This is a genomic window from Pseudonocardia sp. T1-2H, from assembly GCF_038039215.1.
In the GTDB taxonomy this organism is placed as follows: domain Bacteria; phylum Actinomycetota; class Actinomycetes; order Mycobacteriales; family Pseudonocardiaceae; genus Pseudonocardia.
Genome location: NZ_JBBPCL010000001.1, coordinates 310710 through 328510, shown reverse-complemented (window position 1 = coordinate 328510; position 17801 = coordinate 310710). Strand labels below are relative to the sequence as shown.

Genomic DNA, 17801 nt, shown 5'->3' with positions numbered 1-17801 from the left:
CCCAGAGCCGGACATTTCGGTTAGCGTAGCGAACCATGAGCGTCGCGACCGAGCCCCTCACCCCGCCGCAGAGCGCGTTCCGGGTCGGCGCGGGCGCGGTCGTCGTCACGACGTCGACGGTGTTGCCCGTCTTCCTGACCGGTGCGCTGAGCGTCCAGATCTCCCGCGAGCTGGACTTCGACCCCGCCGGCCTGGGCCTCGTGGTGGCGCTCTACTTCGGGGTCAGCGCGCTCGTGTCGCTGCCGGTCGGGCGGATCGTGGAGCGGCTGGGCTCCGGGACGACGAGCCGGATCGCCGTCGTCGGCGCCGCGTTCTTCATGCTGCTCTGCTCGGTCGCCGCGCGGTCCTACGGCTCGCTGATCGCGATCCTGCTCTGCGGGGCGTGGTGCAACGTCATGGGCCAGCTCTCGTCGAACCTCACGCTGGCGCGCTCGATGCCGGCCGCGAGGCTCGGGCTCTCGTTCGGGGTCAAGCAGTCGTCCGTGCCGCTGGCGACGCTGCTCGCCGGCGTCGCGGTCCCGGCCGTCGCCCTGACGCTGGGCTGGCGCTGGGCCTACGTGATCGGCGCCGGGCTCGCCCTGTGCGCACTGTTCGCCGCGCCGCGCGGCGGACGGGAGACGCCGAGGGACGCCGCGCCCCCCGAGAACCGGGCGACGGCGGCGCTGTCGGTCATCGGGATCGCGGGCGGGCTGGCCGCCGCCTGCGCGACCGGGCTGGGCATCTTCCTCGTCGCCGCGGCCGTCGACCGCGGGATCGACGTGGGGCTGGCCGGCCTGGTCCTCACTCTCGGCAGCGTGGTCGGGCTGATCATGCGGATGTTGCACGGATGGCTCGCGGACCGGCGCTCCGGCGGACACATCGCCGTCGTCGCGGGGAGCCTGCTGCTCGGGGCGGGCGGGCTCGCCCTGCTCGCCGTCCCGGGCTCGGTGGCGCTGATCCTCGGCACGATCCTCGGCTTCGGGCTCGGCTGGGCGTGGCCGGGACTGCTGCAGTTCGCGGTGGTGCGGCTCAACCCGTCGGCACCCGCCGCCGCGACCGCGATCGTGCAGGTCGGGGTGTACGGCGGGAGCTGCCTCGGGCCCGTCGGCTTCGGGTTCCTGGCCAGCCACTTCTCGTTCACCACGGCCTGGCTCGTCTCGGCCGGGGTCATGCTGATCGCGGCAGCGGGGATGGTGCTGGGCCGCCGGATGTTGCGCGCCTTCGGCGCTCGTGCACGGATGACGTCGTCCTGACGACGTCTTCCGCTCACAACCGTTCGGCGAGTGCGATCGCGTCGTAGGGGGCGTGCACCTTGACGTCGTTGTCGAAGTAGACAACGACGTCCCGCCCGTCGTCGGCCCAGCCCCGGATCCGCTCCGCCCAGCGGTCGAGCGCCTCGGGCGAGTAGCCGCTGACGTAGAGCTCCTCGTCGCCGTGCAGCCGGACGTAGACGAGATCGGACGTGACGTCGTCGAGGAAGGGCCACTTGCCTGCCGTGTCCGCGACGACGAGTGCGACGTCGTGCTTGCGCAGCAACGCGGTGAACGCGGGATCCCGGAAGCTCTCGTGCCGGACCTCGAGGGCGTGCCGCAGCGGCCGGTCCGCGTCGGTCGTGAGGTGCGCGCGGCCCTCGAGGCGCTCGTCGTGCTCCTGGGCCAGCTCCGCGGCGGCCGAGGTCGTGTGCGGCAGCAGGGAGAGGAACGTGTCGAGCCGCTCGGGGTCGAACCGCATCCGCGGCGGGAGCTGCCAGAGCATCGGGCCGAGCTTCTCCCCGAGCGCCAGCACGCCGCTGGCCATGAAGTTCGCCACGGGCGTCCGGACGTCGCGGAGCTGCTTCATGTGCGTGACGAACCGCGGCCCCTTCACCGCGAACAGGAAGTCCTCCGGCGTCTCCGCGGCCCACGAGCGGTAGCTCTCGGGGCGCTGCAACGAGTAGAACGAGCCGTTGATCTCGATCGACGACACCGCGCGGGAGAGATGTTCGAGCTCGCGCCGCTGGACGAGGCCTTCGGGGTAGAACGTGCCGCGCCACGGTGGGTACCGCCACCCCGAGGTTCCGATCCGGATCATCGCCATCGGTGCGAGTATTCCCGGTATGGACGCCGCGCACCCCGATCTCGCCCGCGCCGTCGGCGCGGTGCTCGACTGGCCCGTTCCGCACGTCGCGGCGGCCGTCGTCGCCGCGGACGGCAGAGTCCTCGCGACCGCGGGCGAGCAGGACCGCGAGTTCCGGCTCGCGTCGGTGACCAAGCTGCTCAGCGCCTACGCCGTGCTCATCGCGGTGGAGGAGGGCGCGCTCGAGTGGGACCGGCCCGCGGGCCCCGAGGGGTCGACGGTCCGGCACCTGATGGCCCACACGTCCGGCCTCGACTTCAACTCCCCCCACGTCGTGGCGCGCCCGGAGCGCCGGCGGATCTACTCCAACGAGGGCTTCGCGGTGCTCGGCGAGGTCCTGGCGAAGGCCACGGGGATCGCCTTCGCGGACTACCTGCAGGAGGCCGTGCTCGATCCGCTCGGTCTCACCGCCACGCGGCTGCCCGGCCCGCCCGGGTCCGGCGCCTGGTCCACCGCCGCGGACATGTCCCGCTTCGCCGCGGAGCTCCAGGCACCGACGCTGGTCGCGGAGTCGACGATGGCGGAGGCGACGACGGTCGCCTTCCCCGGGCTCGACGGCGTCGTCCCCGGCTACGGCCGGCAGCGCCCGTCGGACTGGGGTCTCGGCTTCGAGATCAAGGACGGCAAGTCCCCGCACTGGACGGGCACGAGGAACTCGCCGCGGACCTACGGGCACTTCGGCCAGTCCGGGACGTTCCTGTGGGTGGATCCCGACGCGCGGGCGGCCTGCGTCGTGCTGACGGACCGGGACTTCGACACCTGGGCGCACGACGGCTGGGCCCCGTTCAACGACCGGGTGCTCGAGGCGCTCTGACCTCCTCCGCTGCAGTTCCGGCGGTTCCGCGCGCGGCCGGACGCGAGCGACGGCACCGGGACGCGAGCGGAGCCTCGGCGCGTGACCCGAGACACCCCCGGGATCCGGGAATCATCTCGGCGCCCCGGCCGTTGGAGCATGAAGTCCGGGTCGGGTGACCTGTGTCCCCGGGCCGCAATAGATAAGCGCCGCCATGGAATACCAGTTCGGCTGGAGCCTGGGTGTGCCGTTCGCCGCGAGGCGACCAGCACTCGGCTCGGACACCTACCTCGCTCTCCGGGGAACAAACCCCGGACGGGCAGGGTTGTAGGAACTGTCCGAGGCGGGCGATCCGTGTCCCCGGGTCTCACCCCTTCGCCGCTGCGAGCGGCCACGCGCCGAGAGGCGACCGGCGCCCTCCTCGGACACCGACCTCCCCTAGGAATAAACCCCCCGTGGGTATGGTTGTGAGGAGCGTCCGCGCCGGGCGATCCGTGTCCCCGGGTCTCACCCATCGCCGCTGCGAGCGGCCACGCGCCGAGAGGCGACCGGCGTTCGGTGCGGACATCTCCACTCCCCCCAGCTTCGGAAGCAGGATCCATGAAGGGCGACCGCGTCGAGATCGTGATCGACGCCGGCAGCGGCACCACCAAGACCTACGAGGTCGGGGCCACCCGCGCCGGACGCCGCGTGGACGTCGCGCACGGCCGCGGCGTCGTCGAGGTCAGCGAGGTGACGCGTGGTGGCAGCACCGTGCGCACCGCACGGTTCCTCGCCAACCGCGTGCTCGCGCTCGTCGAGCACCCGGCAGCCGACACCCCCACCGCGGACGAGATCACTCCCGTCCTCCGCTCGGCCTGACGTCGGGCACCGACGCCATCAGGCAGACTGCAGGAACGATGTCCTCCACACCGGCCCGCGCCCAGGCGCGCCCCGACCGTGAACCCGCCCGTCCCGTAGCGGACGCCGCCGGGGAACGGCACGTTCCCGCATCCGGACCCGCCGCCCTGCCGAGCGCTCCCACCCCCCGGAGCGACGGCACCCCCCAGGGCGGCGACCGGACCCGTCGGCGGCCGTCCCGCCGCCGCGGGTCCAGGGGCCGGAGCGCACCCTCCGATCATCGCGACCGGAGGGGTAACGCGCCCGGCCCCTCCACCACGGACGCCTCCGTCTCCGGCGACGCACGCCGAGACCAGGGCCAGGCGTCCGCGCATCGACCCGACTCCGTCCACCGGGCCGTCTCCGCCGAGCGCCGCGCCGCCGCCGAGGCCGCGCGTATCGAGCGCCGCCGCGCGGCCGTCCCGTCGATCTCCTACCCCCCGACCCTGCCGGTCAGCGCGCGCCGCGAGGACATCGCCGCCGCGATCCGGGACAACCAGGTCGTGATCGTCGCCGGCGAGACCGGGTCCGGGAAGACCACACAGATCCCGAAGATCTGCCTCGAGCTGGGTCGCGGCGTCGAGGGCATGATCGGTCACACCCAGCCCCGGCGGCTCGCCGCGCGCACCGTCGCCGCCCGCATCGCCGAGGAGCTCGGCACCGAGCTCGGCGACGTCGTCGGCTGGAAGGTGCGCTTCACCGACCAGGTCGGCGACCGCACGATGGTCAAGCTGATGACGGACGGCATCCTGCTCGCCGAACTGACCGGCGATCGGATGCTGCGCAAGTACGACACGCTCATCATCGACGAGGCGCACGAACGCAGCCTCAACATCGACTTCATCCTGGGCTACCTCACCCAGCTGCTTCCCCGGCGCCCCGACCTCAAGGTCGTCATCACCTCGGCGACGATCGACCCCGAGCGGTTCGCCGCGCACTTCGGCACCCCGGAGAAGCCGGCGCCGATCGTCGAGGTCTCCGGTCGCTCGTTCCCCGTGGAGATCCGGTACCGCCCCGTCGTCGATCCCGACGACCCGGACGCCGACCCGGACCGCGAGGAGCTCGACGCGATCGCCGACGCCGTCGCCGAGCTGCAGCGCGAAGGCCCCGGGGACATCCTCGTGTTCCTGCCCGGCGAGCGGGAGATCCGGGACGCCGCGGATGCCCTCGGCAAGCGCGACTTCCGCAACACCGAGGTCATCCCCCTCTACGCCCGTCTGTCGACGGCCGAGCAGCAGCGCGTCTTCTCGCCCCACTCGGGGAACCGGATCGTGCTGGCCACGAACGTCGCCGAGACGTCGCTGACCGTTCCCGGCATCCGCTATGTGATCGACACCGGCACCGCCCGCATCTCCCGTTACTCACGACGGCTGAAGGTGCAGCGGCTGCCGATCGAGAAGGTCTCGCAGGCCTCGGCGAACCAGCGCGCGGGCCGATGCGGCCGTACCAGCGACGGCATCTGCATCCGTCTCTACGCCGAGGACGACTTCGACGCCCGCCCGGAGTTCACGGAACCGGAGATCCTGCGCACCAACCTCGCGTCGGTCGTGCTGCAGATGATCGCGCTGGAGCTCGGTGAGATCTCCGAGTTCCCGTTCGTCGAGCCGCCGGACCCGCGCGCGGTGAACGACGGCCTCGCCCTGCTCCACGAGCTCGGCGCGGTCGACGCCGGCGCCCTGACGGCGGTAGGCCGTTCCCTGTCCCGGCTTCCGGTGGACCCGCGGCTCGGCCGGATGCTCGTCGAGGCGGACAAGACCGGCTGCCTGCGCGAGGTCCTCGTGATCGCCGCCGCGCTGTCCGTCCAGGACCCGCGCGAGCGGCCGACCGAACAGCGCCAGGCCGCGGACGAGAAGCACGCCCGGTTCAGCGAGGACGGTTCGGACTTCCTCGCCTACCTCAAGCTCTGGGAATACGTCGCCGAGCAGCGGGAGGCGTTGTCCGGCAGCAGGTTCCGCCGGCAGCTGCGCGAGGAGTTCCTGCACTACCTGCGAATCCGCGAGTGGTGGGACCTGCACGGCCAGCTCCGTCAGGCGGCCCGTTCCGCGGGCATGACCGTGAACGACGTGACGCCCGACGGGGACCGCATCCACCAGGCGTTGCTCTCCGGGCTGCTGTCGCAGGTCGGCCTGCTCGACCCGACGGCGGAGAAGGCCAACCCGAAGGACCGCCGCGGCAAGGAGTACCTCGGCGCGCGGAACGCCAAGTTCATGATCTGGCCCGGCTCGGCGCTCGCGAAGAAGCAGCCGCGCTGGGTGATGGCCGCGGAGCTCGTCGAGACGTCCCGGCTGTGGGCGCGGACCGCCGCGCGCATCCAGCCGGAGTGGATCGAGCCGCTCGCCGGACATCTCGTCAAGAAGACGTACTCGGAGCCGCACTGGTCCCGCAAGCGCGGTTCGGCCGTCGCGACCGAACGCGTGACGCTGCACGGCATCCCGGTCGTCGCGAACCGGACCGTGGACTTCGGGCGGATCGACCCCGAGACGTCCCGCGAACTGTTCATCCGGCACGCGCTGGTCGAGGGCGACTGGGAGACCCGGCACCGGTTCTTCCGGGCGAACCGCGAGCTCCTCGACGACGTCGAGGAGCTGGAGCACCGCGCCCGCCGCCGCGACCTGGTGGTGGACGAGGAGACGCTCGTCGCGTTCTACGAGGAGCGGATCCCGGCGCACGTCGTGTCCGGGCGGCACTTCGACTCGTGGTGGAAGAAGGAGTCCCGGCGCAACCCGGACCTCCTGGACTACACCGAGGAGATGCTGGCGACCGAGGCCGCCCGCGGGGTGAACCGCGAGGCCTACCCGGACCACGTCGCGGCCGGAGGGCTGACGCTGCCGCTGTCGTACGCGTTCGAGCCCGGCCACGTGACGGACGGCGTGACCGTCGACGTGCCGGTGGCCGCGCTGCACCAGGTCGACCCGACGCCGTTCACCTGGCTCGTCCCCGGGCTGCGCGAGGAGCTGGTGACGGCGCTGATCAAGACGCTGCCCAAGAACCTCCGCCGCCTGTTCGCGCCGGCCCCGGACCATGCCCGCGCCGTGCTGTCGCGGCTGCGGGCGGGCGACGAGCCGTTGCTCGACGGGCTGGAGCGCGAGCTCGGCCGGTTGCGCAACGTCGACATCCCGCGCGGGGCGTGGGAGCTGGACCGGCTGCCACAGCACCTCACCGTCACCTTCCGCGTCCTCGACGAGAAGGGTCGCGAGATCACCCGCGGCACCGATCTCGAGGCGCTGCGCCGCGAGCTGGCGCCGAAGGTCCGCGAGGAGCTGGCCGCCGCCGGGAGCGACATCGAGCGGTCCGGGCTCACGTCCTGGTCGTTCGGGGACCTGCCGCGCGAGCACGCGATCCGCCGGGGCGCCCACGTCGTCACCGGGTTCCCGGGGCTCGTGGACCGCGGCACGTCCGTCGACGTCCGGGTGTTCGCGACCGCCGCCGAACGCGATGCGGCCCACCGGCGCGGGGTGCGTCGGCTGCTCCTGCTGGAGACGCCGTCGCCGAACAAGCACGTGCAGCGCAGCCTGGACAACGCGGCGAAGCTGACGCTGGCGCGCAACCCGCACGGCAGCGTCCCTGCGCTGCTCGAGGACTGCACGACCTGCGCGATCGAGCACATCGTGACCCGCGCGGGCGGCCCGCCGTTCGACGCCGCGGCCTACGAGCGGGTCCGGGACCTCACCCGGGAACGTCTGGTCGCCACCACGACGCAGGTCCTGAACGCCGTCCGCGGGGTGCTCGACCGGTGGCACATCGTCCAGGCCGCGCTCGGGGACCTGCGGGCGCCGGCGTTGCGGGACGGGATCGCGGACATCCGCGCCCAGCTCGACGCGCTCGTCGGGCCCGGGTTCGCCACGCAGACGGGCGCGACCCGGCTCGCGGACCTCGCCCGCTACCTGCAGGCGATCGAGCTGCGGATCGACAAGCTCCGCGTCGACGTCGCCCGGGACGCGCAGTGGACGGCGCAGGTCAAGATCGTCGCGGACGAGTACCGCGCCGAGCTGGCCGCGCTCCCGCCTTGTGTGGACCCGTCACCGGAGCTCACCGAGATCCGCTGGATGATCGAGGAGCTCCGGGTCAGCCTCTACGCCCACCCGATGAAGACCCGCTACCCGATCTCGATCAAGCGCATCCAGAAGGCGATCGACGACCTGCCCCGCCCCTGACCCCGCGAGTCGGGGTCTGGCGGCTACCGAGTCGGGGTTCCCGTACACCGCCGAGCCCGACTCGGCAGCCTGGGGACCCCGACTCGCGGAATGATCGTCGTTCGTCCGGCGCGCAACCACCGGCCGTGTCAGGCTGATCGGACGCGATGGGGGTGGCCATGGTCGACACGGGGTACGCGCATCTCGGCGAGGCGCTCGGGACGGACTTCTTCTCGGTCCGCGAGCAGTTCACCGACGAGCAGTGGGAGCGGTTCGCCACCGTCCGCAAGTTCGTCGACGCCGAGGTGCTCGACGACATCGGGGACTACTGGGAGAAGGCCGAGCTTCCCTGGCACCTCTTCCGCCGGCTGCCCGAGCTGGGCATCGTCGGCGAGACGATCCAGGGGTACGGCGCCGCCGCGATGAGTCCACTGGCCTGCGGGCTCGTGCACATGGAGCTGCACCGGGGCGACGGGTCGCTGGGCACGTTCCTCGGGGTGCACGCCGGGCTGGCGATGCAGTCGATCGCGATGTGCGGCTCGGAGGAGCAGAAGCAGCGCTGGCTCCCCGCGATGTCCAGGATGGACAAGATCGGCGCGTTCGCCCTCACCGAGCCGGACCACGGCTCGGACTCCGTCGCGCTGGAGACCACCGCTCGCCGCGACGGCGACCACTGGATCCTCGACGGCGAGAAGCGCTGGATCGGCAACGGGACGATCGCGGACCTGGTCACCGTCTGGGCCCGGGACACCGAGTCCGGTGAGGTGCTCGGCTTCGTCGTCGAGACGCCCGCGGAGGGCTACGCGGCCACGGTGATCGGCGGGAAAGTGTCCCTGCGCTCGGTGTGGCAGGCGGACATCACGCTCACCGGCGTGCGCGTGCCGGACGAGAACCGGCTGGCCCATGCGAAGACCTTCGCGGACTGCGCGAAGGTGCTGGCCAACACGCGCGGGATCTGCGCGTGGATGGCCCTCGGCCACGCGACGGCCGGCTACGACGCCGCGCTGCGCTACGCGATGGAGCGCAAGCAGTTCGGCAAGCCGCTGGCGTCGTTCCAGATCGTGCAGGAGAAGCTGGTCAACATGCTGGCGGACCTGACGTCCATGCAGCTCTACTGCATGCAGATCGGCCGGCTCGGTGAAGCGGGGCGGCTCTCCCCGACGGTCGCCGGGCTCGCGAAGATGCACAACACGAAGACCGCCCGGCGTCTCCTCTCCGAGGCCCGGGACCTGCTGGGCGGCAACGGGATCCTGCTGGAGCACCACGTCGTCCGGCACTGGGCGGACATCGAGGCGATCCACACCTTCGAGGGCACGGAGACCATGCAGACCCTGATCGTCGGCAAGGACGTCACGGGCATCGGCGCGTTCGCCTAGCCCGTGGTCGTCCCGCAAGTGGGGTGTTTCCGTCCCCGAGCCGCGGCTATTCCGCGTCCGGCGTTGTCTACTGATCCGGTAGCAGCCGCTCGACGAGGAGCCCGGATGACCGACGATCTCGACACGTACCTGCCGCCCTACACCGCGGACGTCGCCCGCGCCCGACGGCAGAGCATCGGCTCGCTGCTCGCCCGGACCGCGAAGAAGCACGGCGGCAAGCTCGCGATCGTGCACCGGGACACCCGGCGCACGTTCGCCGAGCTCGACTCCGACGCCAACCGCGTGGCGAACGCGCTGTCCGCTCGGGGCGTCGGACGAGGCCAGCGGGTGGCGATCTTCTCCCACAACTCCTACGAGTTCGTCGTCGCGTATTTCGCGCTCGCCCGGATCGGCGCGATCTCGGTGCCGGTGAACTTCAACTTCACGCCGGGTGAGGTGCGGTACGCCCTGGAGGACAGCGGGGCGAGTGCGGCGATCGTCGAAGAGGCGCTGATCGTGACGTTCGAGGCCGCCGAGGTGCCGGTCGCAACCGGGATCGTCGTCGGCGTGGCGGCGGGCTGGACCGGGTTCGCCGACCTGCTGGCCCACCCCGACGACACCGAGCCGGACGTCGAGACCGGCGACGACGACCCCGTCCAGCTGCTCTACACCAGCGGCACGACCTCGGCGCCCAAGGGCGCGATCATGACGAGCCGCAACCTGATCGCCCAGTACGTCAGCGACATCGTCGACGGCGAGTACCACCGCGACGACGTCGAACTGCACGCCCTGCCGCTCTACCACTGCGCGGCGCTGCACGACTTCCTCACGCCGGACGTCTACCTCGGCGCGACCAGCGTGATCGTCGACTCGCCCGATCCGGAGACGATCCTGTCCACGGTGGAACGCGAACGGATCACCAAGATGTTCTGCCCGCCGACGGTCTGGATCCGGCTGCTGCGCTCCCCCGCGTTCGAGAGGTACGACCTGTCGTCGCTGGCCAAGGGCTACTACGGCGCGGCGATCATGCCCGTCGCGGTGCTGACCGAGCTGGGTGAGCGGCTACCGGGGATCCGGCTCTTCAACTACTACGGCCAGACCGAGCTCGCCCCCAACGCGACCGTGCTCTTCCCGGAGGAGCAGATCAGCAGGGCGGGCAGCGCGGGGCGGCCGAGCCTGAACGTCGAGACCCGGTTGCACGACGAGAACGACGAGCCGGTGCCCGTCGGGCAGGTCGGCGAGATCGTGCACCGCACGCCGCACGCGATGCGCGGCTACTGGGGCAAGCCGGAGGCGACCGCCGAGGCGTTCCGCAACGGCTGGTTCCACAGCGGCGACCTCGGCGTGATGGACGCCGACGGGTATCTGACGATCGTGGACCGCAAGAAGGACATCATCATCACGGGCGGCGAGAACGTCGCGAGCCGCGAGGTGGAGGACGCGATCTACGAGCACCCGGCCGTCTCCGAGGTCGCGGTGTTCGGCGTGAAGCATCCGGAGTGGATCGAGGCGGTCGCGGCGGCCGTGGTGCTGCGGGAGGGCGCGGGCATCGAGCCCGCGGAGATCATCGCGCACACCCGGGAGCGGCTGGCGGCGTTCAAGACGCCGAAGTACGTCGTGATCGTGGACGAGCTGCCGAAGAACCCCAGCGGCAAGATCCTCAAGCGGGAAGCCGCGCCACACACGCCGGCCTGGCCACATGATCGCCTCGCGGTTCGCGTGCTGCAGAGCTGGGGAATGCCGACCACCGGCTCCGTGTGGACGGGAGACCCGGCGGTGGGCGGTCGCGCAGGACCGGGTGCAGAGCGGGACGGCGCGGGCCGCGCACGACCGGCTCTACGAGCCCTGACCGGAGTCGATCCGGCCGCCGCCGGACCCCGACTCGCGGGGCGCCAGACCCCGACTCGCGGGGCCCCAGACCCCGACTCGCGGGGCGCCAGATCGCGACTCGCGGGGGTTCGGGGGTGGTGGGGAGGCCGGCGGCGGCCCAGGCCTTGAAGCCGCCGTCGAGGTCCGTGGCGTTGCGCAGGCCCAGGTCCTGCAGGCTCGCCGCCGCCAGGCTGGAGCTGTAGCCCTCGGAGCAGAACAGGATCCAGGTGACGTCGTGGTCCGTCGCCTCCGGGATCTTCGCGTCCGACGACGGGTCGAGCCGCCATTCGACGTGGTTGCGCTCGATGATCAGGGCCCCCGGGATCGCGCCCTCGTCGTCCCGCTGCCACTGCGGCCGGGTGTCGACGAGGACGGCGCCCTGCTCGCGCAGCTCCGCCGCGCGCTCGGGGCCGACCCGGTCCAGGCGGGCCCGGGCGTCCGCCAGCACCTCGGCGATCGTGCGGCTCATGCGGTCGTCGCCCCGCTCAGCGAGGGGGACACGATCGGCAACGGCTCGGGCTCGCCCCTCGTCAGCTCGCTGCGGGTGCGCCGCAGCCGGGAGCCCTGCTCGGCCGGACCCTCCTCGACCGCGTAGTAGGACATCACGGTGAGCGGCGGCGAGTAGGCGTGCACGCTGATCGCGGGTGTGTCCGAGGTGTTGACGACCTCGTGCACGTGCCCGAGCGGAAAGGTCGCCCCGCGGCCCGCGCGCAGGGTCCGCTCCCGCAGCCCGGCCGGGCGCCCGGGCGTCCCGGCCACCCAGCGCTGCTCGAGCAGTTCCCCGGAGACGACGGTCAGCGCGCCCAGCGAGCCCGCGTGGTCGTGCAGCTCGGCGGCCTTCTCCCGGGCCCAGCTGATCAGCCAGACGTCGACGTAGTCGTCGCCCACGAGGCGCCGGTACCACCGGTTCTCGGGGTCGACGTGCACCTCGTGCTCCCCGGCCAGCACCTCGGCGGCGACGCGGCGGGTGAGGTCCGTGAGGTCGGTCAGGTCGAGCGGTGTGGGCGCGACGGCGCGCGCGGCGTGCAGGGACACGGGACGTACTCCAGGGTGCTGCGGGCGATGAGGGGAGAAGGTCAGCTCGCCCGTCGACACCACTGGTCGAAGTGGTCCGCACGCCGCGACTCCCAGATGGGGCCGAGGTTCCAGAGCGGACGCATGCCCTCATCTGAGCACAGTGCGGGCCGCCGGTGCCACCCGGTCCCAGCCGCCGGGAGCAAGGGAATCCACCAGGACCAAATGTCCGACAGGGCTAACCGTCCTCGCCCCGGGGACCCGCCGAGAGCCCGATCACGGTGTCCAGCCCGGCGAGCACCAGGATCCGCCGCGACGGGCTGTCCGACGGCGTCACGACCGTCAGCTCGCCCCCTGCCGCGCGGGCCCGCTGCGCCACCTCCGACAGCAGCGCGATCCCGGCGCTGCTCACGTACGAGTCGGAGCCGAGGGTGAGGGTGAGCGTCCGGCCCCCGTCCAGCTCGGCGAGCAGGTCCGACCGCACGGACGCGACGCCCGCGAGGTCCAGGTCGCCGTCGACGTGCAGGCGCACCGTGTGCTCGTCCGCCCACCGGCGCAACCGCGCGGGCCCCTCGGCCGGCGCCTCCGCGCCGTCCGCCCCGAGCGCCGTCCCGGGCAGGGCCGGCGGGTGCTCGACCGGCACCGGCGGCACCCGGAACCGCACGACGGTCCCGCTCTCCCCCGGCTCGACGCGGACGTCGTGGGCGAGCTCGCGGATCAGCGCGAGCCCGCGGCCGCGGTAGCCCGGGTCCTCCGGCGGCGGCCGCCACACCCCGCGGTCCGCGACCCGCACCTCCACCGAGCCGTCCTCCAGCACCTGCAGAACGACGTCGACCGCCTCGTCCGCGGGTTCGGCCCGGCCGCCCAGGTACGCGTGCTCGACGGCGTTGGTCACCGCCTCGCCGAGCGCGAGCTGCAGGTCCGTGACGGCGTCGGCGTCCAGCCCGCAGTCCCTGCTCCAGGCGGTGACCCGGCGGCGCAGCGGGGCGAGCCGCTCGGCGTCCGCGGGCAGGCGTTCGCGCAACGGCAGCGGCAGCAACCGGGCGACGACGACGGCGGTGTCGTCCGGCGCCCCCGACCCGGCGAGCATCCGGTCCAGCAGGGTGTCCACCATGTCCCGCGGCTGCACGTGCGCCAGCGGGCCGAACGTCTCGACGAGCCGGGCCAGGCCGTCGTCGATCACCTCGGTGCGGCGTTCGAAGAGCCCGTCGGAACAGAGCAGGATCGTCTCGCCGATCTCGATCCGGGCCGCCGACTCGACGAAGGGCGGCCGGCCGGAGACCCCGAGGGGCGTGCCGCGGCCCCGGTCGAGGAGCCGGACCCCGCCGTCGCGACCCGCGGCCAGCGGCGGCGGATGCCCGGCGCAGGCGTAGACCAGCTCACCGGTCGCGCAGTCCACGACCGCGCAGGCCACCGTGCTGGCCCGGGCACCCTCGACGCGCCGGGCGAACAGGTCGAGCTGCTCGAGAGCCGACGCCGGGGACTGGCCGTTGACCAGGTTCGCGGCGAGCGCGCTGCGCAGCTGCCCCATGACGGCGGCGGCGGACGGCCCGCGCCCCACCACGTCCCCGACGACCAGCGCGACCCGGTCGTGGTCCAGGTCCAGCACGTCGAACCAGTCCCCGCCGGCCTCCGTGCCCTCGGTGCCGGGCTTGTAGCGGGTGGCGATCGCGAGCCGGTCCAGGTCCGGCAACCGCTGAGGGAGCAGGCTCCGCTGCAGCGTCACCGCGACCTCGTGCTCGGCCTGGTGCAGCCGCGCCCGCAGCACGGCCTGCGCGCACTGGCTGGCCAGCGTCAGGACGAAGCCGCGACGTTCCGGGGTGAAGCTGGGCGGCTCGGCGAACCGCAACCCGACGGCCCCGATCGCCCGGCCCCCGACCAGCAGCGGGACGGCCGTGTGCGCGGGGAAGGGCTCGGGCGGGTTCTGCGCCAGCCAGATCGGCTGGCCCGTCCGCACCACGCCCGCGAGCGGGTGCGTGGCATCCGGGGCGAGCGGCGACCCGGGGGCGTCCCAGCCGTCCGCGGCGAGCGGGTGCAGCACGCCCTCGTCGTCCGCGGCCACGACGACCAGGGCCTCCGCCTCGACCGCGGACATGCCGTGCGCGACGATCACCGCGGCGACGGCGTCCAGGTCCGTGGCCCGCGACAGCGCGGTCGCGACGGCGCCGAGGCGCTCGGCCAGCCGGCGCCCGTCCGTCTCCGCGGTGAGCAGGAATGCGCGGTCCAGGGCCTGCGCGGCCAGTTCCGCGACGGCCAGCGCCGCCTCGCGGTCCGTCTCGGGGAACTCCCGCCGGTCGTGGAACGCGACCCCGATCAGGCCGAGCACCCGGTCCCCGACGACCAGCGGCAGCCAGCAGGCCGCCTCCGGGCCGCCGTCCTCCAGGTACTTCGCGGCGGCCGGATACCGCTCGCGGCACTCGCCGGCGTCCCGGAGCCAGATCGCGGTGCGGTGCCGGACCGCGTCCCGGCTGGGCAGCGGCTCGGTGAGCGGGACGGTCGTGGCCACGTCGCTCTGCCAACCATGGGTGGCCAGCGGCTCCATCAGCTCGCCACGCAGCTCGAACGTGCCCGCGATCGGCGCGCCCAGCAGCGCGACCACGTGGTTCGTCGCGATCCGGGCGACCTGGGTCGGGGTCGCCGCCGCGGACATCTCCGCGGTCGCGCGGTGCAGCAGCCCGAGCCGCTGCGCGCTGGACCGCTCCAGCTCGAGCAGACGCGCGTTGTCCACCGCGACCCCGGCCCGGCGGGCGATCTCGGTGATGATGTCGACGTCCGCGTCGTCAAAGGCAGGCGTATCCCCGAGGCGCACCGCGCCGATCACGCCGAGCCAGGCGCCCCGGGCCCGGAGCGGGACGATGAGAGCGGAGTGCGCCCCGAGCCGCCGCCAGACCGCGGCGTCCTCCGGCGGGACGCCCTCGAGCGCCGCGCGCATCTCGTCGGGCCCGAGCCGGAACGTCTCTCTGGCGTCGCCGTGCTCGGTCAGCGCGGGCGAGCCGCTCAGCGGCCACAGATCCGCCTCGATGGCCGGGTCGGGAGCGGCGACGGCGCGCAGGACGACCGGCGACTCGGTCCCGCCCTCGTACACGCGGGCCGCATCCGTCAGACCCTCGTCGACGAGCGTCCGCGCCAGCGCGTGCAGCCGGTCCACCCTGGTCAGCTCGCGGTCCAGCACGTCCCCGAGCCGCGCGAAGACGGGGTACCGGCGGCGTTCGACGTGCTGGGCGTCGATGTCCAGGCAGCCGCCGATGTAGCCCGCGGAGCGGTCCCCGCCCACGGGCGTCCCGCGGTCCAGGACCCAGCGGTAACGGCCGTCCGCATCGCGCAGGCGGTACTCGACCTCGAACGGTGCGCCGGCCCGGGACGCCGCCTCGACGACCGTCCGGTAACGCTCGCGGTCCTCGGGATGGATGCGTTCGCGCCATTCCAGGCCCAGCTCGCCGGCCGGGTCCCTGACCCCGGTGAAGTCCAGCCAGCCGCGGTTGACGAAGATCCGGTGTCCGCCGGCGTCGTCCACCCAGATCAGGGCCGGGGTGGAGTCCGCCATCGCGCGGAACCGCAGCTCCGCGGCCCGTCGGACGCGGCCGAGCTGCAGGTGGTTGGCGACCCGGGCGAGCAGCTCGCGGGCCGAGAACGGCTTGACGAGGTAGTCGTCCGCGCCCGCGTCGAGGCCCTCGACGGCGGCCTCCTCGCCGGCGCGGGCGGACAGCAGCACGACGGGCAGGCCCGCGGTGCGGGCGTCGGTGCGCAGCGCGCGGAGCAGCCCGATCCCGTCGAGGCCGGGCATCATCACGTCCGCGACGACCAGGTCCGGCGGGTCCGCACGCGCCGCCTCGAGCGCCTGCCGGCCGTCCGCGACGGCCTGCACCACCCAGTTCTCGGAGAGCAGCTGCTGCAGGTAGTTCCGCATGTCCGCGTCGTCGTCCGCGACGAGGACGCGGCTGCGGCCGCCGGCCCCGACGGCGTCGACGGTCGCGGCGAGGTCCGGGCCGGCCTCGTCGCTGCTCCCGCCGGGCATCGAACGCAGCGCCTCGGCGAGGAACGGCTCGGCCGTCGCGGGGCTGGGCCGCGGCGTGACCGGTGTGCGCGACCCGATGCTCTCGACCGGCAGGTGCGCGAACCCGAGCGGCAGCCGCACGGTGAACGTGGTGCCGACCTCCGGGGTGCTGGTCACCTCGACGGTCCCGCTGTGCACCTCGACGAGCTGACGGACCAGCGCCAGCCCGATCCCGCTGCCCTCGTGCGAGCGGGCCCGGGCGCCGCGTACCCGGTGGAACCGCTCGAACAGGTGCGGGAGCTCGGCGGCCGGGACGCCGGTGCCGGTGTCGGCCAGCCGCAGCACGGCCTCCTCGCCCTCGATCCGCGTGCTCACCGAGACCCCGCCGGTGAAGGTGAACTTCACCGCGTTGCTGAGCAGGTTGAGGACGATCTTCTCCCACATGTCCTGGTCCACCCAGACCGGACGCTCCGACGGCGGGCAGTCGACGTCGAGCCGCAGCCCGGCCCGTTCGACCGCCTCCCGGAACAGCCCGGCCAGCTCCCCGGTCAGGGTCCCGAGATCGACGGGCGCGAACCCGGCGTCGCTGTGCCCGGCCTCGAGCCGGGACACGTCGAGCAGACTGTTCACGAGCTTGACCATGCGCTCGGCGTTGCGGTGCGCCATCTCCGCGCCCCGGCGGACCTCCGCGTCCGCCGAGTGCCGCAGCTGGTCCAGCGGGCCCAGGATCAGCGACAACGGCGTGCGGAACTCGTGGCTGACGCCGGTGAAGAACTCGGTCTTCGACCGGTCCCGCGCGACCATCGCCTCGAGCCGACGGCGCTCGTCGGAATGGGTGCGCGCGGCCGCGACCGCGGTGCCGACGTGGCCGAGGACGAGCCGCAGGAAGAAAAGATGGTCGTCGTCCGCCGGCAGCAGCGGCGGCAGACCGAGCACCACGCCGACCGACGGGGAGCCCTGGGTCCCCGGCAGCACGGTGCGCACCACCCGTCCGACGGGGTCCGGATCGCGGCCGACGACGGGCTCGGGCAGCTCCTCGACCACCGGGCCACCGGGAGGCGGGGTGGCCGGCGGGCGCACGGACGCGGCTACCGGCTCCGGGTCGTCGAGGCCGGCCGAGGCCACGAGCCGCTGCCCGTCGCCCTCGCCGATCGTGAAGAGCGCGAACGCGACGTCCTCACTCGCCTCCGCGAGGACGGCCGCGATCCCGGCGAGTGCCTCGGGCGTGGTCCGGACGTCCCGGGAGACCTCGCCGAGGCGCCCCAGCAGCCGCATCCGGCGGGTGCCGAGCACCTGGGCGGTGGTCTCGGCGGTCACGTTGAAGACGCCGAGCACCCGGGTGCCGTCGGCGCTGCGGATCGGGCTGTAGGAGTACCGCCAGTACGTCTCCTCGAGGCGGCCGTTGCGGTTCAAGACGAGCCGGTCGTCCTCGCGGAAGACCGGCTCACCGGTCTCCAGGACCTGCTTCAACGCGGGGCCGATGCGCTCCCAGATCTCCGGCCAGACCTCGGTGCACGGCCGGCCGAGTGCGTCCGGGTGCTTGCGGCCCGCGCCGGGCACGAACGCGTCGTTGTAGAGGAACCTGAGCTGGGGCCCCAGCAGATCACGAGCGGGTGCCGGGCGCCGAGCATGATCTCGACGGCGGACCGCAGCTCGGCGGGCCAGTCCCG

General features: G+C 73.3%; 9 protein-coding genes and 1 pseudogene. 6 read left to right on the top strand and 4 right to left on the bottom strand.

Annotation, left to right across the window (positions count from 1 at the left end; genetic code table 11):
- Positions 1 to 35: 35 nt before the first annotated feature.
- Positions 36 to 1232, top strand: coding sequence for an MFS transporter (locus WBK50_RS01610; protein ID WP_341333899.1), 1197 nt, complete (start codon positions 36 to 38; stop codon positions 1230 to 1232).
- A 13-nt stretch (positions 1233 to 1245) separates the two neighbouring features.
- Here the strand turns inward: WBK50_RS01610 and WBK50_RS01605 are convergent, their stop codons facing one another.
- Entirely contained in the window at positions 1246 to 2055 is an 810-nt protein-coding gene (locus tag WBK50_RS01605) for a DUF72 domain-containing protein (protein WP_341333898.1), read from the bottom strand.
- Between the two features lie 19 nt (positions 2056 to 2074).
- Between WBK50_RS01605 and WBK50_RS01600 the strand changes: the two genes are divergently transcribed.
- From WBK50_RS01600 to WBK50_RS01580, 5 genes are all read left to right on the top strand, one after another.
- Positions 2075 to 2908 carry a serine hydrolase domain-containing protein gene (locus WBK50_RS01600; protein ID WP_341333897.1) on the top strand — a complete coding sequence of 278 codons (834 nt, stop codon included), beginning with the start codon at positions 2075 to 2077 and terminating at the stop codon, positions 2906 to 2908.
- 579 nt (positions 2909 to 3487) lie between these two features.
- A complete protein-coding gene (locus tag WBK50_RS01595; RefSeq protein WP_297495386.1) occupies positions 3488 to 3748 on the top strand; it encodes a hypothetical protein in 261 nt (86 codons plus the stop codon).
- Positions 3749 to 3786: 38 nt separating this feature from the next.
- A complete protein-coding gene (gene hrpA / locus WBK50_RS01590; RefSeq protein WP_341333896.1) occupies positions 3787 to 7920 on the top strand; it encodes an ATP-dependent RNA helicase HrpA in 4134 nt (1377 codons plus the stop codon).
- 158 nt (positions 7921 to 8078) lie between these two features.
- Positions 8079 to 9275 (top strand): acyl-CoA dehydrogenase family protein, encoded by a 1197-nt coding sequence (locus WBK50_RS01585; protein ID WP_341333895.1) that lies wholly within the window; start codon positions 8079 to 8081, stop codon positions 9273 to 9275.
- A 105-nt stretch (positions 9276 to 9380) separates the two neighbouring features.
- Complete coding sequence (locus WBK50_RS01580) at positions 9381 to 11252, top strand: fatty acyl-CoA synthetase (RefSeq protein ID WP_341333894.1); 1872 nt, start codon at positions 9381 to 9383, stop codon at positions 11250 to 11252.
- Here the strand turns inward: WBK50_RS01580 and WBK50_RS01575 are convergent.
- From WBK50_RS01575 to WBK50_RS01565, 3 genes and pseudogenes are all read right to left on the bottom strand, one after another.
- Positions 11224 to 11592, bottom strand: a pseudogene (locus WBK50_RS01575) (rhodanese-like domain-containing protein); the annotation flags it as partial. The gene WBK50_RS01580 and the pseudogene WBK50_RS01575 overlap by 29 nt on opposite strands.
- Entirely contained in the window at positions 11589 to 12158 is a 570-nt protein-coding gene (locus tag WBK50_RS01570) for a cysteine dioxygenase (protein ID WP_341333893.1), read from the bottom strand. The gene WBK50_RS01570 and the pseudogene WBK50_RS01575, both read right to left, overlap by 4 nt.
- 217 nt (positions 12159 to 12375) lie before the next feature.
- Positions 12376 to 17691, bottom strand: coding sequence for a SpoIIE family protein phosphatase (locus WBK50_RS01565; RefSeq protein WP_341333892.1), 5316 nt, complete (start codon positions 17689 to 17691; stop codon positions 12376 to 12378).
- Between the last annotated feature and the right edge of the window lie 110 nt (positions 17692 to 17801).